The following is a 25374-nucleotide window of genomic DNA, read 5'->3' on the forward strand; positions in this document are numbered from 1 at the left end:
CCTTTCGTCCCTGTAGTTCCGGGCGTTCGCGCTGCAGTTGTTTATGTTGTACATGTTGTACAGGTTTTAGCAGATCCTGTAGTACCGGTTGTACCGGTTGTGTCCGTACCTGTCGTACCGCTTGTACCGCTTGTACCCGTGCCAGTCGTACCCGTACCGGTTGTACCCGTGCCAGTCGTACCCGTGCCGGTCGTACCGGTGGTACCGCTTGTGCCAGTCGTACCGGTGGTACCGCTTGTGCCAGTACCGCTGCCAGTACCGCCGCCAGTACCGCCGCCAGCACCGCCACCAGCACCGCCGGCTCCCGACTGGGCTGAAGCAGGCACTGCTAACGAAACCGTTGCTAAACCTAAAGTACAAGCGCTTGCTAAAACAACTTTCAACAACTTAGAAGATTTCATGGTAATGCTTGCTTTTGTGTAGAGTCCTGCGATCGCTTCTGATGCCAAAACCGCAGGGTCAAATTGACAGCGTAACGTGCAACTTTTCTAACCTGTGCTGCGGGATAATGAAGGTAATGGAGCCAATTTAGTCCCGTTTCCTCGATTATTTTTCCCTGATACATTAGACCGCAGCGTTAATAGTTTATAAGCTATTACGTATCCTTCAAGTGCGCCATTCATCTTTAGGAACATTTGGCAAAATGGCGTTTTATTTCAGGTGGTAGATGATATCTGATTGGGCGGCCGACTAGCTAAATCAAAACTTGCACGCGGGGGATAGAAACCGGGTTTATCTGAAAAATTTTGGGTTGAGTAACGAGACATATACCAATCAAGCGGGTTTCTCAGACAAGCGCGCGGCTCTTCCTATAAATTTTCCCCGGCTGCTGGTGCTTTGAGGCAGAAATTCTTGATTTTCTCTCCGTCAATTTTGGCTTAGCGCTCCGCCAGATGAGTTAGTTTAAAAATTTTTTGCTCGCTATTTTTCCTTAACTTCCTGCTGGCAATTTGGGCACTCGCAGAATACTGCTCAAACTTTTCCAGGAAACTAAATTATCTCAAAAAGCCCGATCTGCCGATCATAGTCCCAGACGGCCTACAACCCTGCAACAGCAAAGCTTTTGACTGGGCTTTGAGTTGCGTAAAATAGGCAGGCGAACTGAGGGATATCCGAGTCGAACCCGGGCGACATTAAATTAACCAGCGGCGGCACACTCGTCAGAATTGCTTGTGAGTGCGATCGGGCAAACTCTGATATAGTAAAGCCAAAACTATGCCAGAGAGCGCTTGTTCTCTAACACATTTTCCAAGGAGACATCAACTATGCTGCATCGAATTCTTGCCAGAAGTCGCTATCTAATGTTAATCGCTGTATTCGGTTGTTTTGCAGCGTCTGTGACGCTTTTGATGTACGGTGCCCTGGAAACCGTCATTACCATCGGCTACACAGCTACAGTAGCGGTTTCCAGCGAAAACTCGAAACAACTGATTCTGTCTTGCATCGAAGTTGTAGATTTGTTTCTCCTCGCCACAGTATTTTACATTACTGCACTCGGACTTTACGAGCTGTTTATTGACGAGCGCATCAAAGTACCACACTGGCTGGAGATTCACACAATCGACGACCTAAAAACCAAACTCACTAGCGTGATTGTAGTAGTGTTGAGTGTATTGTTTCTCTCTGAGGTAGTTAAATGGAACGGCGCGACAAACATCCTTCCCTTGGGAGCGGGTATCGCTTTAGTAATCGCTGCGCTGACGTATTTTCTAAATTCGCAAGTAAAAAAGCCGAAGTCAGATTAATGGCTGTTTGAGCAGGGAAATTAGCCAAATCCCGCTGAACCAGCAACGGCAATCAAATTGCCTTATATTTTCACAATCATTCAATATTACATCTGCCTTCGGACTGATAAAAATGCAATCTTAAACTTGCTTTTAGAGAGAGGAAGGTAGTTGCTTGGAGTATATAAGATAGAATTTATGTTTGATAATAGGAAACCATTATGCCAGAACAACAATTTGATACCCTACCTTCAGAAGCACAAGAACTACCCCAAGGAGCGCAGCATATTTTTCAGGCTGCTTTTAAAAGCGCTAGCGAAGATGGAATGAGCCAAGATGCTGCTACTCGCGTGGCTTGGAACAGCGTAAAATCTGAATACGTTCAAGGCGACGGTGGCACGTGGCATCACAAGGGCGACGATACTAACCAAACCCGCAAATCTGTACAGTCTGGTGGCAATTAGTTATCAGCCATTAGTAATATCGTGTCCGCTAACATAACCCCTATCTGCGGTGTAGTGAGGGCTTCCTTCCTCAATTTTTGATGAGAACGAAGAGTCCTCACTACCAACCAATTGCAGTGATGTTATTCTAGCGGGCATGATATCATCAGTCATTAGCAAAGCAGTCATCACTTGTGGTTAATGCTTGACGTTGATAGCTGTGGGAATCGCGGTCGTACAGAAGTTAATGCAGGGTGTTAATCGGCTGGCGCATATCCCATTGCAATTCCGCTAAAACGAGCAAGCTAAATACCATTACGGCTCCCGTAAATAGGAAAGACCAACCGTCCGTGTAAGGCAAAATCCAAATGCCAGATAAATGAAAGAAAGTTGCAGCTAAAAGCGCGTGCGATCGCACTTCCCATCCCGTCCAAAAATAATAGCCGATTCCGCTCATTCCCAACCACAGGGGAGAGAGAGTCGCCAACGATTTTCCCCAACTCAAAAAAATGGCCGAGTCGGTTAGCAGCAATGCTAATAACATCAGTATTACCCAACCCTAAAGCACCCAAGTCAGGCGTTCTATTTTAACCCAATAGTATGTCCAGCTTAGCATTGCTACTGTACCTACGAGGCTGAGTGTTGACCGCAAACCTGCTTGCAGCATCCAACTCACAGGAAAAACTTGTGCTGTGCCGAAGATGGGTATTAAGAGCAAGATCCACAGTAGGCAAGCTCGACCAAGGCAACTATAAAATTTTGAATATAATCGATCTTTGCCAAGGGGAAACTGAACCTGCCAAAGCCCTTATAAATCCTAAACGGCGTTAATTTGTTTGCGTCGCAGAGGTGCAACTGAATAATTTAAGCAGGTCATGTTTGACAATATTAAAATTAATAATTAGTGGTTCATTTACCTACTCTTTCAAGAGTAATCGATATTAATATAATTGCTATCTGCCAAACGGATTAATTTTGTAAATTTGACCGTATATCGGCAGTAAGACTTATTCAATTGCAATGTAAAAGCGGAAGAGATCGATTATAAAAAATTAGAAAATAGCTCTTGCGACAGATTGCTGGAATATTACTTATTCGATACTTTGAAAATAGTCAACTTTGTTACAGAATTTATGCTCACTTCATCCCATCCTCTGAAACAGGTATTCCACTGCCCGGAAGAATCTGATTTTTACGCGCACTGCTTGGAAACTTTAGTGTTAAATGCCAGCGACAATTCTCGACTTATCGTAGAGTTTGGTTCAGGAGAGGGAAGTCCTGTTATTAAGTCTTTGCTGAGAACTGATTTTGATGGCACAATACAGGGATTTGAGCTAAATAATGTAGCTTGGAAAATTGCTCAGTCTCAAATTAAGGAATATGAACTGAGCGAACAATACACGGTCAACAATTGCTCTTTTTTTGATTCGCCTTTATACCAGTCGGCGGATTGTGTAATCTCAAATCCCCCTTACTTGCCGGCGGTGGATGATAAGATTTACCAGCCGCTGTTGCACGGCGGGAGTGATGGTTCTACAATTGCTAAGAAACTTTTATCTTTGGGCTGCGATGAAGTTTTGCTGATGGTTTCTAGCTATTCTAATCCTGTGGGTTTGATCGATTATGCCTTGGATCGAGGCTACTCGGTTGCAAATTTTGAGATTGCACCTTTAACTTTTGGCTATTATAGTTCGGAACCGAAGGTGAAAAGCGCGATCGCCAGTCTGCGAGAACAGGGCATGGCTTTTTATTCGGAAAATATCTATCTGCTGGCTGGAGTTTTGTTTAAGAAACAGGAAAAGTCGCAAAGAGATTTGTCGATCGAGCTAATTCAGTTAATGACAGCATTTTAAAATACATCGCTGGTATGGTGCCTCTGAGATGTTGCACCATTGTCAGCAACAGGCAAGATGCCTGTTCCACAAGAAATACACTCTTTGTGGAACAGGCATCTTGCCTGTTCATAAAAGGCTTATTGAAAACGCTGCAATATCTAGGGTGCATCAAAGACTGATGCACCCTAGATAGCCGTTAATTCCGTTCTGTGGCTTGGATCGATCGCACTACAGCAGCCGCAGCCCGATCGCCGATCGACTTCTCCTGATCGTACCCCAACACCAGCTCCCACGCCTCCTGCGGGTATTTATCAACCAGCGGGATCGCCACTTCATCCAACATCCAGCGCCCGTGACGCTCATCTTCTTTGATGTGCAGTTCCCAATAACCCATCGCAGCCTGCGAGAGGCCCAGACGCTGGGCGGCGGCTAAATAATTGCGGTAAGCGACGGGCCCCGCCACCTCAAAATAAGTGAGTCCGCCGTTGTAACGCAGAAAATGGCGCTTGCGTTCCGTCAGCAGAAAGTTGTGATTGATGCTTGCGAGTACTTCCCAAGGCACTAAATCGAAGTACGCTTCCGGTTCGGTACTCATCCCGAATTCTGCCAGCATTTGAGCAAAAAAGGTCGAGTGCTTGCGGGGGAGACGACCGCCGCCGTATTCTTCGATCAGCACCCGCGTCAGCGTTGACTGAATTTCGTTGCCAGCACCGCCGAGGATGCGAGAAAGGCGGCTGGCTTCCACTAAACCGTCGAAAGAGGCGATCGCCAGCAGGTGTTTGTATCCCTCTTCAGTCATCTGTTCCCGCTGGTAGCGATCGAGATCGGTTAGCGGAGGATCGACATCGGCGGCGGCGCGATCGCGCAGGGCTTGCTTGACATCCGGCAATTTTTGCAGCGCTGCAACGTCGATTTGCGCCAGTTCCCACTGCTGCCAAGGTTCCTCAATGCGATCGCGCACGGAACGCAAATAGTGCGATCGCTCGTTATTGTAGCGGCGCAAATCGTCGTACCAAAACAAGTTGAGGCGGTTGATGCGGTAAAGCAGGCGCTGCAAGAAGCAGTGAGCGGCCTCATCGCCCGGTTCCTGTTGGTAAGCTGCTTGAATTGCGTAGGCGATCGCGCTTTCAAAATCGCTGACAAGTAACGGTTTTGCCGCCACCGTCTTGTCTAAATCTTCGACTTCTAGCAAATTGACAAATTGCCGATCGGCTGCTTCGTAATTTGGGGGTGCGGGTTGCTTTTTGGGAAGACTCGGCGAGTCTATTTTGGGGAGTAAATCTGCCGTATTTTGCATGGAATTAAGTTATGCTAACTCTAATTATTGTGCTGCCTGCCCAAACAGCCAACCGTTGCAGATTGCTGAGGATTCTGGCTAATTACTTTCAAGATAGCGAATCAGTCAGCCGTATACACCCTTCCATTGATAGAGATTTGACCGCTACCGTCTCATACCCTTTCAACTTGTGAGTAAAGGTAACAACGTTTATGGAAAATGGTATTAACTTATATCAGGCTTCCTTCTCAATCACCTGTTTAGCAACGGGCAAGATGCCCGTTCCACAAAAACTCCATTTTCTTGTGGAACGGGCATCTTGCCCCTTCTTGAAAAACTAAATTTTCTTGTGGAACGGGCATCTTGCCCGTTCTTGAGACTGGTACAACCTATGACTGTCAACCTAGGCGATCGCGAAAATACTCGTCATACAAAGTGCATCTCGCACTACAATAATTGCCCTCCTGTTTCACCAACCCCATACTGTTTAATTTAAAGGCTAATTCTAGCCTCAATCTGACTGGCTTTTGCACACTCGAAACCTCTCTCATCGCCTCGATTAATTCTGGATATTTTTCTAAATTCCACAAATGCCTGCGCAAATGGTCGCTGTAAATCCCTGCCTCCGTTGTCGCCGATTTCAGCAATTGATTTAAAGTCACATCTTGACGGGCAATGCGATACATCGCCAGCCGCACTAAATAGGGATGTCCTCCCACTAGCGCCGTCATTTCAGCAACTTCTGTAGCGCTCCAATTCAATCCGTGTCGCGCTGCTAAGTCTTGCACTTGCTGCGAACTAAATTCCAGCAATTCAATCGGTAAACCCACATTAAACGGCGATTTATTCACATCCATCGGGATATAAACTTCCGTCGAATGCACCACAATCAAACGAAATTTTTTCCAAATATCTCGCCGTTTTGCTTCTTCGTGCAAAGCTCGCAATAACCCAAAAAAGTCGTCGGCAATTTCCGGCGATTCAAACAGGCGATCGCTCTCATCCAAGCCTAACGTCAGAGATTTCGAGGATTCTGAAAGCAAATACTGTTCAAAATAAGCCTTGCAGCACTGATTGCTGCCAATCAAATCGGCTAATTCCCAACACTTGGGCAACTGCTCCAGCATTCCTAACTCTTGACCGATGCTAGCACAAAACCACTGCAAAAATGTATCTGAATTAGCGAATATTTTCCTATTGGCTAGCTGAAAACTCAGCGCTACCGTGCGAGAACCTTGCTGTTCTGCGTGATGCAAAATCCTCGCCATTAAGGAAGTTTTGCCCATTTGTCTGGGTGCTTTTATGCGGATCAGCGCTCCCGGTTGGGCGATCGTCTCGTAACAGCGGGATTCGATCGGAGGGCGATCGATATAAAAACAAGAAGTGAGTTCAACTTGTCCTCCCGGCAATTCTGGCGGCGCTGCTGGCAGGGGTTGAATTATTGACTGTTTGGTGCTAGTAATTACTTTCCATTCTACAGCTAATTCATGGTCGGCAGTTAACGATGTGCGACCTTCTTTGATAATGGTGAAAATTTGTGATAATAACTTAAATGAGTCGCCAACACCGCGCCACAGCCAGGGCTGAATTCCTGCTAAATAGCTGAGTAAATCAAAAGAAAGCGGTGTATTGACTTCAACGAAAATCGGTAAAATTGCGGGTTTATGACCAGTTAAACTGTGCAATTCTTTGGCTAGCTGCACTTGTTCCAATACCATTTCGCTAGCGGCCGATTCTTCCGAAATCAGCAACAGCAAATAATCGCAACGCTTTAAATATGAGCCTGAGTCGCTGCTGTTGTTAATCAAAAAGACTTCGTGGCCTCCTGCACTCAAAGCTTGGTGTAACTGCTGAGAAAGGGTGTGGTTTGAGGTCGATCGGGCGTTGGCGAAGCCCTCGAAGAGAATCGCTACTTTTGCCCTCACAAGCAGTACCTCCTCTGGCTCTGATTCCGCCTCAAAATCGGCTAAATCGCGCCATTCCTGCCCCAATCCGCGACAAATTTCGATGAAATTGGCATAATCCACAGGTTTGCCATTCAGAAAATGGCTGACAGTAGATTGGGCCATCCCTAAATCCTCAGCCAAGATTTTCTGACTGGGAAAGCCATTTCTCAGGAGACAGGATTTAACTGCGCGAATGCACTCTTCGCGCACCCTTAGCGATCGTGGCATTGCTTATCACAATCAAGACACTGAAACCATCATAAATGCCAACCGTCCCTAAAGTCGATGAAAAGTCGATGAAAAGTCGATGATTTTTCAAATAACTCAGTCGCCAACTCAAATAGCCACCTGATTAGATTAGAAATAACAAGGTTGAATCCCATCAAAACGAGGTAAAAGCATTGTGTATTCTATCCTAATTTGGTCGCTGGCGTCAGCCACTAATCAACCAGGTTTCGCCTTCACCCCGCCCCTATTCTGGCTGCTGCTCGGAGTTGTGCTTAGTGCGATGGAGCTATTAATCATCAAAACTCAGCCCCAAAAATACAGGTTTTACGTGCTAATGATGGGAGCTTCTGCTTTAATTGAATCCTTTATTTTGTGGAGAGGCTCGGTAGCATTTCAGTTTAGTTGGGCGAACATAATGTATGAAGATTTTGACTGGCAAATCTTCTACTGGATGGGGATAGCCCTCGCGCTGAGTATCTGGATTCGACCGATTTTCATTGTTCGCAAAAAGTTTGTCATTCCCGAAGCAACCGAAGCGACAACAATCTCCGAAATTTTCCCTGGAGAAACCGGAATGGTGATTTATGAAGGGGCTTCGTGGAAAGCCCGCAACGAAGATTCCCAAGGGGCGATCGCACCCAGACAAAAAGTTTACGTTTTGCGCCGCGAAGGAAACACGCTGATTGTTGTACCTGACAAATTAATTCACATCAACGGCTAAACATTGGCAGCCACCTCAATTCATCTTTAGTTCACAGCTTAAAATTACCAGGAGATTCACTATGTATCAGTATTTTTTGATGGTGTTGTTTGCAATCACCGGAGTATCCTTAGCCAACAGCGTTAAAATCGTCCGTCAAGGAGATGAGGCTTTAGTTGAAATTTTCGGAAAGTACGATCGCAAGAAACTCGAGCCAGGTTTGACTTTTTTGATTCCCTTTGTCGAAACAGTCGCCTATAAACAAACTCTGCGCGAGCAAATTTTAAGACTGTCACCGCAAGAATGCACGACGCGCGATCGCGTTGCCGTCACCGTTGAATTTATTGTGTACTGGCGCATAATTGACTTAGAAAAAGCGTCTTACAAGGTGCAGAATCTCAAGGAAGCGATGTTAAATATGCTGATTCTTTCAATTCGGACTCACATTGCGACATTAGCTCTGGAGGAACTTTACACGGCTCGCAATGAAATCAATAATGCTTTAGTGGAGGAGTTGGATACAACGACAGATCCTTGGGGTGTGAAGTTTACGAGAGTGGAATTGCGCGATTTTGCGATCGGCAGTAAAGTGATTAAGCCAACATCCATTAACCGTAAAGAAGTAGAACACCTGCGAGCTTAAGGATTAGTATTACCTCATTTTCCTCGTTACCAGGCTCTCCCTGGTAACGCAGATACAGAGGCTCTGCCTCGCCGACTTTAATTCGCCTTGTATATACCCTTTAACCAGACAAAGCCATGACTAAATATCAAGAATCAAGTATTAGCAATTCAACTTATAACGGTTGCGGATGCTTATTGCTTTTAATGGGCATTGGAGTAATGGGCGCGATCGCTCTGCCATCATTTCTGAATGCTAGCAATAAACCCATGATTTCACAAGCAAAACAGTATGTTGGCTCTATGAACCGAGGTCAGCAAGCCTATTTTGCAGAAAAAAATGCTTTTTCCAGTTCTGTTAAGGCTTTGGAAATTGGCATTAAAACAGAGACAACAAATTACAAGTATTCAGTTCGCGCCACTAAGAAAGCAGCATTTGGTTATGGAGTATCCAAGGATAAACAACTTAAAAGTTATGTCGGCGGTGTTTTTCTGGTTCCTGCTAAAAACTTTGAGCCAAATGCTGCTAAAGAGGAAATAACTACAACCTCCATATTGTGTAGAGCTGATTTTCCCGGTACAATTAAACCAGCAGAACCCACCTATGAAAATGGTAAGATTGCTTGCGGTAAAGGCACAATAGAAGTGACTAAATAATCTAACTAGAAGCAAGATAATGACAGTGGAGTACCAATACCAAATCGGCGGCAGTCTCCCGCAAAATGCACCTACTTATGTAGTGCGGCAAGCTGACTCAGAACTTTATCAAGCCCTGAAAGCTGGAGAGTTTTGTTACGTGCTCAATTCCCGACAAATGGGCAAATCCAGTTTGCTGGTGCGAACTGTACAAAAACTCTCGGCTGATGGCATTGCCTGTGCTACGATCGACCTCTCAGACATTGGCAACCAACAAGTCTCTCTAGATAAGTGGTACGGCGGCGTCGCTTACAAACTCTTGTGCAATTTCAACCTGTTTAACCCAGTCGAGTTTATGACTTGGTGGCGGGAGAGAGAGTTGATGTCGCCGGTGCAGCGCTTAGCAGAGTTAATTGAAGAATTGCTGCTACTCAGAATTTCTCAACACCTGGTCATTTTTATTGATGAAATTGATAGCGTTCTGAGTTTCCAAGAACCGCTAGACGATTTCTTTGCATTAATTAGATGTTGCTACAATAAACGCGCTCACAATTCAGAATACCAGCGCATTACATTTGCTTTGCTGGGAGTAGCTACGCCATCAGATTTAATTAGCGATGCAACTCGCACGCCTTTTAATATCGGTTTACCTATTGAATTGCACGGTTTTAAATTACAGGAATCTCTGCCTTTAGCAAAGGGATTTGAGGGAAAAGTAGAGAACCCTCAAGAGGTTTTAAAAGAGATTTTGGACTGGACTGGAGGACAGCCATTTCTGACTCAAAAGCTTTGCAAGCTGATTTTGCACCATGTAAAAAGCTTAGCATCGGCTTCTATTATATCAGATTCAACGGATGAAAGCAAAACTGAAAATATTACTCCAAATCAATTATTAATTAGCGAGATAGTGCAATCTCATATTATTGATAATTGGGAATCATCCGATGAACCCGTACACATCAAAACAATTCGCGATCGCCTTCTCAGAAGTCCGCACCGCGCCAGTAGGTTATTAGGGCTATACCAAAAAATATTGCCACTTTCAGAACCCCCCGATTGTAGGGGCGGTGCCCCCGTGCCCGCCCTGGTAGGGGGAATCTGGGCGGATGATACTCCCGAACAAACAGAATTGCGGCTGAGCGGATTAGTAGTAAAACGAGCCGGAAAATTAACCGTATCCAACCGCATTTACGCAGCTATATTCAACCAAAACTGGGTAGAAAAAGCACTCGGCGACTTGCGCCCCTATGCCGAATCTCTAACAGCATGGATAGCTACAAGTTGTCAAGACGAATCTCGATTGTTGCGCGGTCAAGCACTGGAAGATGCGCGAAAATGGGCTGCAAATAAAAGCTTGAGTACCCAAGATTATCAATTTTTAAATGCGAGTCAAGAAGCGGAATTTGCGAAATTCCGCTGTCAAGAAAAACAGCATCAAGCTGAAATAGAACAACTGCGTCGCGAAAAAAAATTACTAGAGGAACTAAGCGAAGCACAAAAGCAGAAAAAAGTGATTGCACTTAAACTTTGGCGCGAGCAACAACTGAGAGTACAAACAGTTACAGGAGCAGCAACAATACTAATATTAATTCTGATAGCAGCCTTTTGGGTTAAACCGTCAATCGAAGAAAGAAACAACAAAATTCTCACTCTCAGTCTACTATCAGAAACGCTCTTGGCTGCCGATAAAAAAGAGGAAGCTTTGCTAGAAAGCATTAGAGCTGTTACAGAAATGAAAGGATCGCTCGGAGTCAGCTCAGATATTCAGATGCGAGTGGCGATCGCCCTCGAACAGGGAGTTTACAGCTTTCGGGAACGCTGCCGCTTGCAGAGTCAAGCCAGTATCCTTGCTTTCGCGAGTTTCAGTCCCGACAGTCAAACAATTGTGACGGCTACCGATGATAATTCTATCAAACTTTGGCAAACTAAGGGAACTTTGCAAGCAACATTAATTGGCCATACTGATAAAATTAGAAATGCCATCTTCAATCCTAGCGGTCAGCTCATTGTTTCAGCCAGCGACGACAAAACTATCAAAATTTGGCAAAAAAATGGCAAATTAATTCATAATTTAAAAGGACACAGCGGTCAACTAACAAGTGTCTCTTTTAGTCGAGATGGTAATATTATTGCTTCAGCTAGTGTCGATGGAACTGTGAAACTATGGAAAATCAACGGTAAAAATTTATCAACTTTTAAAGTGGAGCGAGGTTGGATAACCAGCACGAGTTTTAGCCCAGACGGTCAGATAATTGCTGCGGCTGGCACTGATGGCACTGTTAAACTTTGGAGTTTGACCAAGGTTAAGGAAAAGTTGCAAAAACATGAGTCAATCGTAGCAAGCACCGATATCAAATTGTTCCGAACTTTAGAGATTAAAAGTGATAAAATTATGAGTGTAACTTTCAGTCCAGACGGAGCAATGCTGGCGGCGGGAAGTGCTGGGGGAACTGCGAGAATTTGGAGCAAAGATGGCACACCGCTAAGTATTTTAAAGCATACAAGTGGATTGACAAATATCAGCTTTAGTCCCGACAGCCAAATGTTGCTATCTGCAAGCACAGACAAAATGGTGAGGCTGTGGAATATTGACGGTACATTGCTCAAAACTTTAAAAGGTAACAAAGATGCTGTTTGGAGTGCGAGTTTTAGTCCAGACGGCAAGGCGATCGCAAGTGCTAGTGCTGACGGTACGGTGATGCTGTGGAATCTCAATCTTGACGATTTGCTGGTGCAGGGCTGCAATGTCGCCCGCAATTATTTTCAGACAAATTCGATCGCCAATCCCAGCAATCGCCACCTCTGCGACGGGATTGAAACTCAGTCAGGCATTAGGCAAACAAACCCCGGTTAAGACTCAAACTCGTGAGTTTTGCAGCAAAGTATCTAGGCAGAAACCGGCTTTTTGACCAAGAATTTCTTGATGGTACAAGCCCCCGCATTTATCCGTGGAATCAATCCAAAATCTAAAATCTAAAATCCTCAAGCCCCCGCATTTATCCGTGGGGTCAATCTAAAATCTAAAATCTAAAATCTAAAATCGATTGACCGCCCCTGCGTCTAGGGCTGATATGGTTACAATTGGTAGCAGCTAATAGGTAATAGGTCAGCCCGATCGGTGTATTCAACTCTAGAACAAAAGTACCAGCGCCTGCAAAAAGACTTAACGGGCGGAGTCATCGCCCTGGGCGGCATTTTATGCACGGGTACTCTCTGGTATTGGCAGGTGGAAAAATGGTCTTTGCTCGATGCCGCTTACATGACTGTATTTACCCTAGCAACTGTGGGCTACGGTGAACTTCAGCCTCTCGGGAAACGCGGGCGAATGTTTACCATATGCCTGATTTTGATGGGCGTGATTGTGATTGGTTTCATCGTCAACCGCTTTACAGAAGCGCTGATTGAAGGATATTTTCAAGAAGGAGCAAGAATTAGGCAGCAGCGACGATTGGTAGATTCTTTGATCGGGCATTACATTATCTGCGGTTTTGGGCGCACTGGCCGCCAAATTGCCTTGGAATTTCAGGCCGAATATATCTCTTTTGTGGTGATAGATTCGGCGGTGCAGTCGGTTGAGGCAGCTTTGGCGCTGGGGTACACGGCTGTGCAGGGAGATGCGACTCTGGACGAAACTTTGGTGAATGTGGGGATCGATCGCGCAATTTGCATAGTAGCAGCTTTGCCTTCGGATGCCGAGAATTTATACACTGTCATGTCAGCGAAAACTCTGAATCCCAAGGTGCGGGCGATCGCCCGCGCCACCACAGAAGAAGCCGTAAAGAAGTTGCAGCGAGGCGGCGCCGATGCCGTCGTATCCCCCTACATTAGTGGCGGAAAGCGGATGGCGGCGGCGGCTTTGCGGCCTCAAGTTATGGATTTTTTAGATGTTGTTTTGACGGGCACCGATAGTTCTTTTTACATGGAGGAATTTTTGATCGATCCCAATAGTTGTGTCTACGTCGGGCAAACTTTGAGAAATGCCAAGCTGCGATCGCAATCGGGGGCCTTGGTGTTAGCGGTGCGGCGCGCTGGCGGGACTTTGATTGTGGGGCCTACAGGAGAAACTGCGATCGAAGGAGGAGATATGCTGATTTGTTTGGGTACTGCAGAACAACTGCGCACACTCAATCAAATCCTCAGTCCCCTGAGTTTTCGCCTCCCCCGGTCCCCGAACTAATACGATGTCAGGTTTGTATAGCATTCGCCAAATCGGTTTTCCTTTCTAAATCTGGAAAAAATGCTACAAAAAGATTTTATAGCTAAAAAATTGGTAATTCTCTGGATTAACAAACTGAGCGTTCAGATTAGCGGTAGGGCGAGCGCTTAAGAAAGTTAGCCCATCTCTACCAAGAAATTAGAGATTAAATTTTCACTTTTGTAGTTAGTCGAGGTTTGGGGATTTCAAAAGGCGGTAGGTGCTAACTCTGATGGGTATTGCAGTGAGATCCATTTGAATATAAAGTGTAAAAATCCTGGAGTGCTGACATTTGTTCTCTCAATCTAGATATCTCTATATCCAGGGGAGAAATTAGTTTCTCAAGGTAGCGAACCTCACTCAACCACAGTCGTAAATCTGGTTTGAGAGTTGCATAGAGCGTTTCGGGGCAGGATAGTAATATTACTGTTATTGTCTCTGCTACGAATGACTGTTGCGATCGCCACTTCCCTACAACAGACATTGCATCCCAGTCATCGCTGGACAAGTATTGGTGAACAATATTAAACAGTGAATTTAACTCAATAGCTGCTCGTAATTTCTCAAATGTCTCTGCCGTCTCTGAGGAGGTATGCAGCATAGTTGTAAACTCAACAGGCCAATGGTGCAGGATGGTACTGACAAATGAAGCAATTGAATCAGGTTGCTCTTTTCTCAGAATGTCAGGCAGTATTTCTGCAAAGTAAGGAGCAATACTACGCCACTGATGTAAATCAAAAGCAACATGAAAAAAGGTTTCTTGCAACCCTTCACTCTTCTGCAATAAAATATAACCTCGACCTTGATTAGTAACCGGATCGACAGGCTCAAATGCTTTCCATAACAAAGGCAGAGAAACCCAGTGAGGTGGATATTTGAAACGGGCAACATCTAGCAGAAGCACTAGATCCCGCTTTGGATGATAGCCACCAATTGGTGAGAAGTGACCATCACCAGTTTGTCCCAATACCTTTCGGCTGTAGCAAACAACTAGATGAATATCACCTGGCGCAGTAGTCACCTGCTGAACTGCTTGCCGAAAGTTTTCCAAACTGCTTTGGTCGTAACGGTTAGGTTTTACAACAGCACCGTTGCAACGTGCGAGACAGGCAAACTCATCAAAGGTGATACCGTTTTCTTTAATAACTGAAAGAGGTAAGCAACAGTCTAAAAACTCCTCTCCATACCATCTCCACACCCCTTTCCAAATGCGACCCGGATCGATGGATAAAGCATTAAGAACAACAACTAAACTACCCAATCCACAAAAAGCGGGTTCTGCTTGAGTATGAAACTGTTCAGCTAGAGCAAAATACCCTTCCATACCTCCTAATGCCAACGCTTCTCGAAAAATTTGCCTTCCTTCTAGTGAGGAAAAGGCAATAGCAGAATCGGGGAGTGAACGACGATAAAACCCTTGAGCGGACATTGAGTGTTTTAACCTTCATTGCTTACGGCTAAGATATCTTATGCAACATCGCTAAACTGATATTAATGAATGCACATATCTACTACCTTTTTTGCATTTTAGCAAGACAGCGCTGCGAACGTTTGACTTTCTGGGTGAAAACTTTAACAAACGCGACCATTTTTCTTAGATAGAGTAACCGCCAAGGCGGTGGCTATAGTCACGAATGCAAATCCTCTTTTTATCAATGCTTTCCAGAACAAATAAATATTTTTACAAGGTACGAACAAAATCTTGAAAGATATTTACTTTTGATTGCAAAAAATTACCGATCCACCACCAAGGATTGACGGCAAATAAAAATGCTCTCGGCAAGTCGCCGAGAGCATTTTTGAGCCGTTAAACTGCGTTTTTGAAGACAGATTGACTCCAAACTTTTTGCTTTGGTTTTGCAAAAATTGTTGAAACCCAAAGCCGATGGTGGGATTTGAACCCACGACCGTTCGATTACGAATCGAATACTCTACCCCTGAGCTACATCGGCACAGACAATTTTGGATTGTAGCACAACCTAAGGGAAAAAAGCAACGAGTTGTAGAATTTAATTCAAAACTCCACAACTCCTAACTCAGAACTTGTTAAACGGCCAGTTCCCCGTCGGTTGAGCCGCCTCTGGCCCCGGAATAAACTAAACCCCGCTGCATATCCAGCGTCAGCATAGTTCCGTCCCGAATTACCCGCGTGGCATTCTGCACGCCCACCATCACTGGCACGCCCAACCGCAAACCGATAATCGCGGCGTGAGAAGTCAAACTATCCTCCTCCGTCACCACACCTGCGGCTTTCCGAATCATGTCCACAAAAGCGACGCTGGTGTGCTCTACTACCAAAATTTCTCCAGCGTGGAAATTGCCTACATCCGCAGCCGTGCGAGCAACCCTTGCCATGCCGCTCACCGAACCCAAACCGACACCGGTGCCTTTGCCTAAAACTGCTGTCACTACTTCAACTTTGATCAAATCCGTCGATCCGGCAACCCCTTGCAGAGTACCGGCGGTCATCACCACTAAATCTCCGTCGCACACTAACTCTTTTTCCTGGGCGACAGTCATCGCAGATTGAAATGTCTGGCCGGTTGAAGGCAAATCCAGCACCAACAAGGGTTTGACTCCCCATACCAGTTGCAGTTGTCGGGCTACGTCTACGTGAGGAGTAACTGCCAAAATCGGAGTTTTCGGTCGGAATTTCGAGACATTTCGGGCTGTAGCGCCGGTTTTGGTCAGCGTCATGATGGCGGCCGCGTTCAACTGTTCGGAGATTTGGCTGACTGCTTGACTGATGCCGTTGGGGATCGATCGACCAATATCTTCTACATTCCTAATATTGCCGCTAATTCCTTCCCTCTCCATCCGCACCGCAATTCTCGCCATCGTCGCTACCGCTTCGACAGGGAACTTGCCGACAGCCGTTTCATTCGAGAGCATCACCGCATCAGTTCCGTCGAGAATCGCGTTTGCCACGTCGGAAATTTCCGCGCGGGTGGGACGGGGATTACCTACCATGCTGTCGAGCATCTGGGTAGCGGTAATTACCGGAATCCCCATGCGGTTGGAGGTAGCAATCAGCCGCTTTTGCAAAAGCGGCACGTCTTCGGCGGGCAGTTCCACTCCCAAATCGCCGCGGGCGACCATCACGCCGTTGCAAAGGGCCAGGATTGCTTCCATTTGTTCGATCGCCTCGTGCTTTTCGATCTTGGCAATCACAGGTACTTGCTTGCCCGCACTGGCTATCAGTTCTTTAATTTCGAGCATATCCTGGGGATTCCGCACAAAGCTCAGGGCGACCCAATCGACACCTTGGTCGAGGCCGAACATTAAATCTTTGCGGTCTTTATCAGTCAGCGCCTTAATCGACAGGTAAACTCCCGGAAAATTCACGCCTTTGTTGTTAGAAAGCGGCCCGCCGACTACGACGCGGCAGTACAATTCCCGCGAAGTGCGGTTTACTTTTTCGACGCGCATTTCCACTTTCCCGTCGTCGAGCAGAATCAGTGCTCCCTCTGGAACTTCGTCTGCTAGGGGGTCGTAGGTGACGGAAGAAATTAGCTCGGTGCCGGGAACCGGGCGGCTGGTTAAAATGAAAGGATCGCCGTTTTTGACAACAATAGACCCTGTTTCAAAGCGCCCTAAACGAATTTTCGGGCCTTGGAGGTCTTGGAGGATGGCCACCGGCTGGTTGAGTTCAAAGGATGTTTGCCGGATTAACCGAATGCTGCGTTGGTGGTCTTCTTCTGTTCCGTGAGAAAAGTTGAGTCGCAAAGTTGTGGCACCGGCTTCTATGAGCTGGCGCAGCACTTGTGGGTCCGAAGTTGCTGGGCCAATGGTGGCGACGATTTTAGTCCGGCGTAGGGCTTTTGGCAATTGCATCAGCGGTGTTCTGGGGAGGCAGGTGGATTTCTTGTTTAAATTTCGGCTAACGTTTCATCTTTGCACTACAAGCAATGACGCTAGTCTTAAGTCTTAAAAATTTTGATCGTCGTCAAAAAAGCAGGTATTGAACAATATATAGAATATCTGACTTTTTACCCATCGGTAATCTTTTCTTGGGGAGCGCTCTTTTGGGTAAATTTTTCCGCTCTCAGGCTTGACATAAATACAGACATACCCATATTTTATTTGGTATGCTCAGCCCTTTTGGCTAATCTATCACTGGCATCCTTGCACAACAGCAATACTTTCCTGTTTGTGCAGACGCTAGTTTCTGGCGATCGGACTCAGTTCTTTCATAAAACTTTACTATTGTCCGGCTTGTATCTTATACTACGCAAGTGTGAAATATTAAGGAGTCTTAACAAAGATGTCGGAGGCAGGACGGCCGCTGACAGTGCCGAAAGAGTTTCTGAGTCCTCCCGGTGACTTCAATCCGACACTGCTGCTGTTTTTGAGTGCAGTAGCGATTATCGTGATTTCTAACTTGGGTTTCTGGTGTTGGGAATGGCCGCAGTGGTGTTGTTTTTCGCTGAACGTGTTGGCTTTGCACATGGCTGGAACTGTGATTCACGATGCGTCTCACAATGCAGCCCATCGCGATCGCACAATCAATGCTATTTTGGGACACGGCAGCGCGCTGATGTTGGGTTTTGCATTTCCGGTGTTTACGCGGGTACATATGCAGCATCACGCTCACGTCAATGACCCAGATAACGATCCAGACCATTATGTTTCTACCGGCGGGCCTTTGTGGTTGATTGCTGCGAGGTTTTTTTACCACGAGATTTTCTTTTTTAAGCGCAAACTGTGGCGGAAATACGAATTATTGGAATGGTTTCTCAGCCGTTTGTTTGTGATCGCGATCGTGTATATCTCGATTCAATACGACCATTTAGATTACGTGCTGAATTTTTGGTTTTCTCCGGCTTTAGTGGTGGGATTAGCCTTGGGGTTATTTTTTGATTATTTGCCGCACCGTCCGTTTCACGATCGCGATCGCTGGAAAAATGCCAGAGTATATCCGAGTCCTATTCTGAATATCTTAATTTTGGGACAGAACTATCACCTGATCCATCATTTGTGGCCTTCAATTCCTTGGTATAATTACAAGCCTGCTTACGAAGCTGTGAAGCCGCTGTTAGATGAAAAGGGTTCTCCTCAAACTTTGGGAATATTGGAAGGTAAAAAGGACTTTTGGAGTTTTATATATGACATCTTTTTAGGGATTAGGTTGCATCACAAGAAAGCGTCTGATTGACAAAAAACCCGGTTTCTCGAAGAAACCGGGTTTTTTTTATAATAAAAGCTTTTAACCGTATATGCCCAGGGCAGTTTTTGTACTGTATCAAGTCCCGTAAAAAATAAACCCACCTGTAATGGTGAGTTAACTTTTAAATCAAGCCCAAAGTGAATCTATTATTTTTCCCCAGCCACCGCCACCGCTAAATTCCTATCCGGGCGCAAATTTTGAGCTCCCCGTAAATAAGGATGATAAATTTCAGTATGTGCGGGCCAATTGATGTGAATCAAAAAGCGGATGCAGCGTTCCAAAGCACCCTCAACGTGCATTTGCTGTACGTCCAACAAAGGAACATTACACCAGTGAGGACGTTCGCGGGCGATCGCGGCCGGAAACACAGCATCTAAATCACGAGTTGCAGAAAACGTGGCACTAATAATTAATTCTGGATTTATATCATTTTTTGCTTCTAATTCATCTAACAATTCTCTCACCGCTTCTCGAATTGCTTCCACCGAATTCTCGCTGGCAGTTGTTGCCCCGCGAATCGCCCGCACTTGCCACTCCACGCAAATTTCCTCCATATTTTTGTTATTAGTCATTAGTCATTAGTCATTAGTCATTAGTCATACTAAATTAGGCTTAAATACCCAGTTTATTTCTTAGTCCCCGCTTGAGTGGACTTCGTTTGTGTAGTTTGACCTCGAACTCGTAGGCGAAGCCAGCGCGAAGCTCTTATGACGGGCAAAGCGCCACATTTGAGTTTGAGGTCAACAGGTTTCAATCGCCCAATCATCCAGGGAGTAACTAATGACTACTGACTCCTGACCAATGACTAATTTATTTAATCACGGGCGATACATCCACAGCGGCAAACCGCTAGTAGAAAGCTCGAATTCCAGCACATTATTGTAAGCTGAAAGCCCGGATATATCCAGACTACTCCCCAAGACGCGATTTAGGAAAGGTTTTTGTTTTTCTAGCGTGCAGCACTCGGTTTTTTCCGGGTCGAGGCCTGCGAGTTCGGCGGCAAGGCGGCGAGCGTCCTCTTCTGTTCCCAGTCGATCGACCAAACCCAATTCTAAGGCTTGCTGGCCGGTAAAAACGCGGCCGTCGGCAAAAGTTTTCACGTTTTCAACTGCCAATTTCCGGGCTTCAGCAACGGTTTCCACGAATTGCTGGTAGCTGGTGTCGATCAAGTCTTGCAGAATTTGCTGTTCAGGATCTGTCAATTCTCGATCGAATGCCAAGATATCTTTATACGGTCCCGATTTAATCACCTGAAAAGAAACGCCTACTTTTTCTAACAGCCGTTCTAGATTGTTGCCCCGGATAATCACGCCAATACTGCCAGTAATTGTACCGGGATTGGCAACGATATGCTCGGCTCCCATGCCGATGTAAACTCCGCCTGAAGCTGAAATATTGCCGAAACTGGCAACAATTTTGACTTTTTCGCGCAAACGCTTGAGCGCGCTGTAAATTTCCTGGGAATCGCCCACAGTGCCGCCGGGGCTGTCTATCCGCAGCAGCAAGGCTGGAAATTTGCGTTCTTCAACGGTTTTAAGAGCTTCTAGGACTCGTTTACGGGTTTCTCCGGCAATGGCTCCGGTGATTTCGATACGGGCGATTTGTTTGCGATAGCGGGGCTTGAATGGCCAAATCATGGGCAGTGTACAGACAATGTTACGGGTTTTTGTAGCTAACTTCTTATAGTGTGCCTTATTCATCGGGGTAGATGTTGTGGCTGTGTTCGCAACAGGCATCTTGCCTGTTCCAGATTGTTCGCAACAGGCAAGATGCTTGTTCCACCTTGATTTTGTGGAACAGGCATCTTGTCTGTTCCTAATGGCAGATCGAGATTTGTACGATCGCACTTAACCCACGTTCGATATATAATTGTAAAAATTGCTTAACAAATCTACATCATTCTCGTGAGAGCCACTCTCATCAATTATTTGGAGTCTCCACCATGCAGCTAAAACTTACCGATTCTAAACTGCCTTTTGCCCCGCTGTTGCTGATTGCGCCGTTTTTCCTGTGGGGAACCGCGATGGTAGCGATGAAGGGGGTAATGCCGCACACAACGCCGCTGTTTGTGGCATTCGTGCGTTTAGTACCTGCGGGCGTGTTGGTGCTGCTGGCGGCGGCACTGATGGGAAAACCGCAGCCGCAGGGTTGGAAAGCTTGGCTGTGGATTTCGCTGTTTGCTTTAGTTGACGCTACTTTGTTTCAAGGCTTTTTAGCCGAAGGTTTGACCCGAACCGGTGCGGGTTTGGGTTCGGTGATGATTGATTCTCAGCCGCTAGCTGTGGCGATTTTGTGTTTGTGGCTGTTTCAAGAAAAAATTGGTTTTTGGGGCTGGTTGGGATTAGTTATTGGCGTTGCGGGCATCAGTTTGATTGGGTTGCCGGATGGCTGGATTTTGGGCCTTTTTCATCCTGAAAACGCGCCGGTTTCTGCGGGTATCGAACAGTTGTTTCAGGGTGGAGAATGGTTGATGCTGTTGGCTGCCTTGTCGATGGCTGTGGGTACGGTTTTGGTGCGCTGGGTTTGCCGCTATGTTGATCCGGTGGTGGCGACTGGTTGGCACATGATTTTGGGCGGTTTGCCGCTGTTGGCAATTTCGGCTGCAACTGAGTCTGAACAGTTTGTGAATATCGATTTTTCCGGCTGGATGGCATTAGGTTATTCTACTGTGTTCGGAAGTGCGATCGCCTACGGTTTATTTTTTTATTTTGCTTCGAGTGGCAGTCTAACCAGTTTAAGTTCTCTTACCTTTCTTACGCCTGTATTTGCTTTGCTGTTCGGCAATTTGTTCTTAGGCGAAGTGCTGAATCCGCTGCAATCGATGGGAGTTGGGCTGACTTTGGTGAGTATTTATTTGATTAATCAGCGGGATACTTTGGGTGATAAATTGCGAAAAGTGCGGCACGGTGAAGCGAGTGCAGAAGTTGAAGCAACAGGATTGTTAGAATCGTCTGAGTTGAATTCTGTAGAATTACCCGTGCAGTTGCGGGTTAGCGAACTGGAATCAGAAGTTTAGCGCTTTGACAAATTTAGGGAGAATTGGTTAATTCAAGAATTAACTGATTTGGAGTTACAATCCTAGGAATAGTAACCGGAAAATCTCGCGGGTTGCGGGTGACAATGGCATCAATTAGATTGATTACAGCACTGCTGTACTGAATTGCATCTTCAAAATCCTTGAAGTTGCAGGTTAATGCCATTGAAATAACAGAGTTATCTACTGTTGCTACTTGACAAAATGTAGCTATATACCTCAAAAATTCAAGCGTTGAATCTCGACCTTTAGCTTTACGGATAATATAGTAAAGGTCGCTAAAAGTTGAGGCTGAAATATAGCCTTCTACCTCTCCTTGTTCAACTAAGGACAAAACTTGTTCGCTTTCGCCAAAAAATGGCTGTCTTTCAAGGGCGATATCTAAAATGATGTTGGTATCTAGCAAGATTTTCACAGATTGTATTTCTCCTTTAAAGCTTCCCATCTAGCTGCCTCTGCATCGAAGTCAGGTGAAACAGGTTCAGTATTTTCAAACCAGGCTTGCAAAGCCTTGATTTTAGTTGTCACTTTTCTTTTAGGCTTAGCTTCCTCCGACTGAATTAGTGGATCTGGAGAACTGACAACCGTATCAGCTAGCTGCAAGACGATGATTTCTACATCTCCCGGCGGCATATTCACGGGTTCCACAACTACCAAGTTGCCAGTCGCATCGATTTTACCTCTAAGTTTGTATGCTTGCATGGTAATCTCCGATAACTATGTTTCTATTATATGACATAATAACTTGTTTCATTACCAATCCTCTTCACCACCAATCTTAATGTCTCTGCTTTGAATCTCTTCTATAAAAATTTTTAAACTGGGATTTTCTGCGCAATGCTTCATCAAAACTTTATGCTTGCGATATGGTGCTGAAATTACTCGATAATATTCAGGATTTTTAGCATTAGCGTCGATCGTAAAATTGTGTTTTTTCTGAAGTTCTCTATTTAAAGTATCGAGACAGTTCTTAACTTTATATTTTTTAGTGTCGGTATAATACAGTGGAAGCAACCAACACTCAATAGAATGTACGGAGATTGCAAATATAATTTTTTGTTGATATGTGCTGTAAAAATCATCGCCGCTTGCACCCCTAAACTTTTCAATAACTTTTTCAATTAACTGCTGAGGAGTAAATTCACCGTTTTCATCTTGCTTGGGGATATTATAATCTTCTGAAACATCCGTATCTATTTGGATAATGATATAGTCAATAAATTGCAATGCTTCTTGGAAATCTCTTGACTTACAATAATCAAAAACTAGAGTCCAGCCGCCGTAGGTGGATTTATTCTCATTGTCTTTATCTCTTTCTGGTTGAAGTTGTCTGATATCTAAATCTGGACTATTGAAAGATCCAGCTAAAATATTCTCAATAACAATCTGGTCAGTAAGTCCCTCTGTAACCAATCCAAAACTAATCATATTAAAAATTTTTAGGAAGTCCGCCGATATAGCCCCTCAAAAACGCCTCTGATAATTTTACAGGTTCCTGTCCTTCGAGAGGTTCAGGTTTGAGAATGCGTGTAGCTTTAGTATGCCCTAATTGGTTGCGGTAGATCGCAAACAGCCGCTGTTCCTCATCATCTAAATCTAAACCGTCCAAAACTGCCGGGTTGTGGGTTGTGAATATAACTTGTTTGTCGTGTTTTTTGGCTAATTCGACTAATTCTTGCATTAATCTGCGACACAATCTGGGGTTGAGGGAAGCGTCAATGTTATCTATTGCAAAAAATTTAGGCGTGAGATCGCTAATAAATAAAGCAAAGTAAAAAAGCAAAAATAAAAAGCCTTCATTAGAACTTCTTTGGTCAAAGTAAGTTAAATCCGGGTCTAAGTATCTATCTTTAATTGGGAGAGAGTTTTGAATATTTGATAAATGTGGAGGAGCTTCAAAATCTTGAAACCAATCTATCAGTTGCAGCTTTTTTTTTATTTCATTAAGCTGCTCTTGCTTATCATCTGAATTCAAGAATTTTAAAAGTTTAAACAAACCTTCTCCATTAATCCCTAATGGTTGAATTTGGCCTTCTTTTTCAAAAGTTCGTAAAGCTTGGTTTTCAGGAGAGTAAATTATAAATTTCCATAGATAAACTATTTGATAAGCCTGATGTTTAAGAATCTTATTTTTTTCTATATTGGTGCCAGTATAATAACTTACAAAATCTGGAAGTGGACTATAACAAATATAATAATTGCTGTCATTAACCCACTGAGAATAGGGAGAGTTATCATTTTGTAAACGAAACTTAAATTCTTGTCCATCATTCCACCGTAAGTCAATTTTGATCTCTTCAACCAAATTTTCCTTTTCAAAAGCCGATCGCATAAATTGAGGTTCTGTAACTCTGATGCCCCGAGAAGCTAAAAACTCGTTATCCAGCTTGTCATCAGCCGCCGCAGAAGCAAGGGCGATCGCCTCTAGGATATTACTCTTGCCGCAGCCATTTTCACCAATCAATACGGTGACTCGTCCTAATTCTAGCTTCAGCTTTTGAATGGACTTATAATTTTCGATTCTGACTTCTCCAATCATAATTCAATCCCATATAATCTTAATGTACTCATTGTATCTCCGATCGCATGAATCTCAAAGAACGCTTGCACAGCCATCTGATTCAAATTGTACGCGATCGCAATCCATACCTCGCATCCGAAGGGCATTTTTATGCTCAGCAATACATCCGCGAACAGTTGGCACAGTGGGGAACTGTAGAAATTGACGATTTTTCCGTGCGCGGCCGAATTCATCACAATGTGATTTTGGATTTACCCTCCTTCGATCGGGCGAGTAAGAAGCAGTTGTCGCCGATCGTAATTGGTGCTCATTACGATACTGCACCCGGATCGCCTGGGGCGGATGATAATGCTACTGGTGTTGCTGTTTTGCTGGAACTCGCAAGGGATATCGCATCTAGACCGCTCAAATATCCAGTGCAATTAGTCGCCTTCGATATGGAAGAATACGGTTGTTTGGGAAGCAGTCATCATGCAGCTAAATACAAGCAACAGCAAAAGTCAATCCGGTTAATGATTTCTTTGGAAATGTTGGGTTATTGCAACCATAATCCTAATTCTCAAAGCTATCCCGCTGGCTTGAAAGATTTTTATCCTAATAGTGGCAATTTTATTGCTTTAATTGGCACTTTCCCGACTGTTCCCGATTTGATTAATTTGAGTGGCAAAATTCGCAAATCGGGTCAGCCCTGCGAGTGGCTGCCGGTGCCGAATCGAGGTTTAATTGTCCCCGATACTCGCCGCAGCGATCATGTTCCTTTTTGGGATAATGGTTATCCGGCTATCATGGTGACTGATACTGCTAATATGCGAAATCCGCATTATCATCGAGAAAGCGATAGGATTGAGACTTTGGATTTGGATTTTCTGACTGGTGTTTGTCAGGGGTTAGTCAAGGGCATTCGACATCTATAATTAACACGATCGACCGCCTGCTAGTTTGAGCGACCAGAAATTATGAGTTTTATGACCCGAAGTTATGAATTTTATGAATTGACTCGAACAGAAGTTTGTTGAATACTTGTAAATTAATCAAACAAAAATTTCAA

General features: G+C 44.9%; 25 protein-coding genes and 1 tRNA gene. 12 read left to right on the plus strand and 14 right to left on the minus strand.

Annotation, left to right across the window (positions count from 1 at the left end; translation table 11 throughout):
- Window positions 1-41: 41 nt before the first annotated feature.
- Window positions 42-449 carry a hypothetical protein gene (locus E5S67_RS05065; RefSeq protein WP_246276631.1) on the minus strand — a complete coding sequence of 136 codons (408 nt, stop codon included), beginning with the start codon at window positions 447-449 and terminating at the stop codon, window positions 42-44.
- Window positions 450-1265: 816 nt separating this feature from the next.
- Between E5S67_RS05065 and E5S67_RS05070 the strand changes: the two genes are divergently transcribed.
- Window positions 1266-1745, plus strand: coding sequence for a YqhA family protein (locus tag E5S67_RS05070; protein WP_172185981.1), 480 nt, complete (start codon window positions 1266-1268; stop codon window positions 1743-1745).
- A 200-nt stretch (window positions 1746-1945) separates the two neighbouring features.
- The gene (locus E5S67_RS05075; protein ID WP_172185982.1) at window positions 1946-2188 is read left to right on the plus strand and encodes a ChaB family protein; all 243 of its coding nucleotides are present in this window, start codon (window positions 1946-1948) and stop codon (window positions 2186-2188) included.
- A gap of 3 nt (window positions 2189-2191) precedes the next feature.
- On the opposite strand, the gene E5S67_RS05080 is transcribed toward E5S67_RS05075, so the two are convergent.
- Window positions 2192-2356, minus strand: a complete 165-nt coding sequence (locus tag E5S67_RS05080) for a hypothetical protein (RefSeq protein ID WP_172185983.1) — start codon at window positions 2354-2356, stop codon at window positions 2192-2194.
- Between the two features lie 55 nt (window positions 2357-2411).
- On the minus strand, window positions 2412-2711 hold the full coding sequence (locus tag E5S67_RS33135; protein ID WP_246276632.1) for a hypothetical protein: 300 nt from the start codon (window positions 2709-2711) through the stop codon (window positions 2412-2414).
- Window positions 2712-3300: 589 nt separating this feature from the next.
- On the opposite strand from E5S67_RS33135, the gene E5S67_RS05090 reads away from it, so the two are divergent.
- Window positions 3301-4020: a methyltransferase gene (locus E5S67_RS05090; protein ID WP_172185984.1), complete on the plus strand. Its 720-nt coding sequence runs from the start codon at window positions 3301-3303 to the stop codon at window positions 4018-4020.
- Between the two features lie 178 nt (window positions 4021-4198).
- Here the strand turns inward: E5S67_RS05090 and E5S67_RS05095 are convergent, their stop codons facing one another.
- A complete protein-coding gene (locus E5S67_RS05095; RefSeq protein ID WP_172185985.1) occupies window positions 4199-5299 on the minus strand; it encodes an iron-containing redox enzyme family protein in 1101 nt (366 codons plus the stop codon).
- 377 nt (window positions 5300-5676) lie between these two features.
- On the minus strand, window positions 5677-7452 hold the full coding sequence (locus E5S67_RS05100) for an AAA-like domain-containing protein (protein WP_172185986.1): 1776 nt from the start codon (window positions 7450-7452) through the stop codon (window positions 5677-5679).
- Between the two features lie 175 nt (window positions 7453-7627).
- On the opposite strand from E5S67_RS05100, the gene E5S67_RS05105 reads away from it, so the two are divergent.
- The 5 genes from E5S67_RS05105 (at window position 7628) to E5S67_RS05125 (ending at window position 13586) form a co-directional block, all read left to right on the plus strand.
- A complete protein-coding gene (locus E5S67_RS05105; RefSeq protein ID WP_172185987.1) occupies window positions 7628-8173 on the plus strand; it encodes an NfeD family protein in 546 nt (181 codons plus the stop codon).
- Window positions 8174-8234: 61 nt separating this feature from the next.
- Window positions 8235-8795 (plus strand): paraslipin, encoded by a 561-nt coding sequence (locus tag E5S67_RS05110; protein ID WP_172185988.1) that lies wholly within the window; start codon window positions 8235-8237, stop codon window positions 8793-8795.
- Window positions 8796-8911: 116 nt separating this feature from the next.
- On the plus strand, window positions 8912-9430 hold the full coding sequence (locus E5S67_RS05115; RefSeq protein ID WP_172185989.1) for a type IV pilin-like G/H family protein: 519 nt from the start codon (window positions 8912-8914) through the stop codon (window positions 9428-9430).
- 19 nt (window positions 9431-9449) lie between these two features.
- Window positions 9450-12263, plus strand: coding sequence for an AAA-like domain-containing protein (locus tag E5S67_RS05120; protein WP_172185990.1), 2814 nt, complete (start codon window positions 9450-9452; stop codon window positions 12261-12263).
- A 264-nt stretch (window positions 12264-12527) separates the two neighbouring features.
- Entirely contained in the window at window positions 12528-13586 is a 1059-nt protein-coding gene (locus E5S67_RS05125) for an NAD-binding protein (RefSeq protein ID WP_172185991.1), read from the plus strand.
- Between the two features lie 241 nt (window positions 13587-13827).
- Here E5S67_RS05125 and E5S67_RS05130 read toward each other — a convergent pair whose 3' ends face one another.
- The 3 genes from E5S67_RS05130 to pyk all read right to left on the minus strand — a co-directional run bounded on the left by E5S67_RS05130 (window position 13828) and on the right by pyk (window position 17438).
- Complete coding sequence (locus tag E5S67_RS05130) at window positions 13828-15033, minus strand: phytochelatin synthase family protein (RefSeq protein WP_172185992.1); 1206 nt, start codon at window positions 15031-15033, stop codon at window positions 13828-13830.
- 451 nt (window positions 15034-15484) lie between these two features.
- Window positions 15485-15556: transfer RNA gene (locus E5S67_RS05135), tRNA-Thr, on the minus strand.
- A gap of 94 nt (window positions 15557-15650) precedes the next feature.
- The gene (pyk, locus tag E5S67_RS05140) at window positions 15651-17438 is read right to left on the minus strand and encodes a pyruvate kinase (RefSeq protein ID WP_172185993.1); all 1788 of its coding nucleotides are present in this window, start codon (window positions 17436-17438) and stop codon (window positions 15651-15653) included.
- Window positions 17439-17868: 430 nt separating this feature from the next.
- Here pyk and crtR point away from each other — a divergent pair, with 430 nt between their 5' ends.
- Complete coding sequence (crtR, locus tag E5S67_RS05145; RefSeq protein WP_172185994.1) at window positions 17869-18759, plus strand: beta-carotene hydroxylase; 891 nt, start codon at window positions 17869-17871, stop codon at window positions 18757-18759.
- Window positions 18760-18917: 158 nt separating this feature from the next.
- On the opposite strand, the gene aroH is transcribed toward crtR, so the two are convergent.
- The gene (gene aroH / locus E5S67_RS05150; protein ID WP_425487373.1) at window positions 18918-19343 is read right to left on the minus strand and encodes a chorismate mutase; all 426 of its coding nucleotides are present in this window, start codon (window positions 19341-19343) and stop codon (window positions 18918-18920) included.
- Between the two features lie 246 nt (window positions 19344-19589).
- On the minus strand, window positions 19590-20408 hold the full coding sequence (gene sppA / locus E5S67_RS05155) for a signal peptide peptidase SppA (RefSeq protein WP_172186044.1): 819 nt from the start codon (window positions 20406-20408) through the stop codon (window positions 19590-19592).
- Between the two features lie 76 nt (window positions 20409-20484).
- Here sppA and E5S67_RS32250 point away from each other — a divergent pair, with 76 nt between their 5' ends.
- Together E5S67_RS32250 and E5S67_RS05160 are read left to right on the plus strand one after the other, a co-directional pair.
- Entirely contained in the window at window positions 20485-20622 is a 138-nt protein-coding gene (locus E5S67_RS32250) for a hypothetical protein (protein WP_216670207.1), read from the plus strand.
- Window positions 20623-20713: 91 nt separating this feature from the next.
- Complete coding sequence (locus E5S67_RS05160; RefSeq protein WP_172185995.1) at window positions 20714-21787, plus strand: DMT family transporter; 1074 nt, start codon at window positions 20714-20716, stop codon at window positions 21785-21787.
- 13 nt (window positions 21788-21800) lie between these two features.
- Here the strand turns inward: E5S67_RS05160 and E5S67_RS05165 are convergent, their stop codons facing one another.
- Genes E5S67_RS05165 through E5S67_RS05180 form a run of 4 tightly spaced genes read right to left on the minus strand, consistent with a single transcriptional unit; the run spans window position 21801 to window position 24344 of the window.
- Window positions 21801-22220, minus strand: a complete 420-nt coding sequence (locus E5S67_RS05165) for a PIN domain-containing protein (RefSeq protein WP_172185996.1) — start codon at window positions 22218-22220, stop codon at window positions 21801-21803.
- On the minus strand, window positions 22217-22507 hold the full coding sequence (locus E5S67_RS05170) for a hypothetical protein (protein WP_172185997.1): 291 nt from the start codon (window positions 22505-22507) through the stop codon (window positions 22217-22219). The genes E5S67_RS05165 and E5S67_RS05170 overlap by 4 nt, the downstream gene beginning before the upstream one ends.
- 51 nt (window positions 22508-22558) lie before the next feature.
- Window positions 22559-23233, minus strand: a complete 675-nt coding sequence (locus tag E5S67_RS05175) for a phage tail protein (protein WP_172185998.1) — start codon at window positions 23231-23233, stop codon at window positions 22559-22561.
- Between the two features lies 1 nt (window position 23234).
- Complete coding sequence (locus tag E5S67_RS05180; RefSeq protein ID WP_172185999.1) at window positions 23235-24344, minus strand: AAA family ATPase; 1110 nt, start codon at window positions 24342-24344, stop codon at window positions 23235-23237.
- Window positions 24345-24391: 47 nt separating this feature from the next.
- Here E5S67_RS05180 and E5S67_RS05185 point away from each other — a divergent pair, with 47 nt between their 5' ends.
- Window positions 24392-25240, plus strand: a complete 849-nt coding sequence (locus tag E5S67_RS05185; RefSeq protein WP_172186000.1) for a M28 family peptidase — start codon at window positions 24392-24394, stop codon at window positions 25238-25240.
- The last annotated feature ends 134 nt before the right edge of the window (window positions 25241-25374 follow it).

This window comes from Microcoleus asticus IPMA8 (genome assembly GCF_013179805.1).
Lineage (GTDB): Bacteria > Cyanobacteriota > Cyanobacteriia > Cyanobacteriales > Microcoleaceae > Microcoleus > Microcoleus asticus.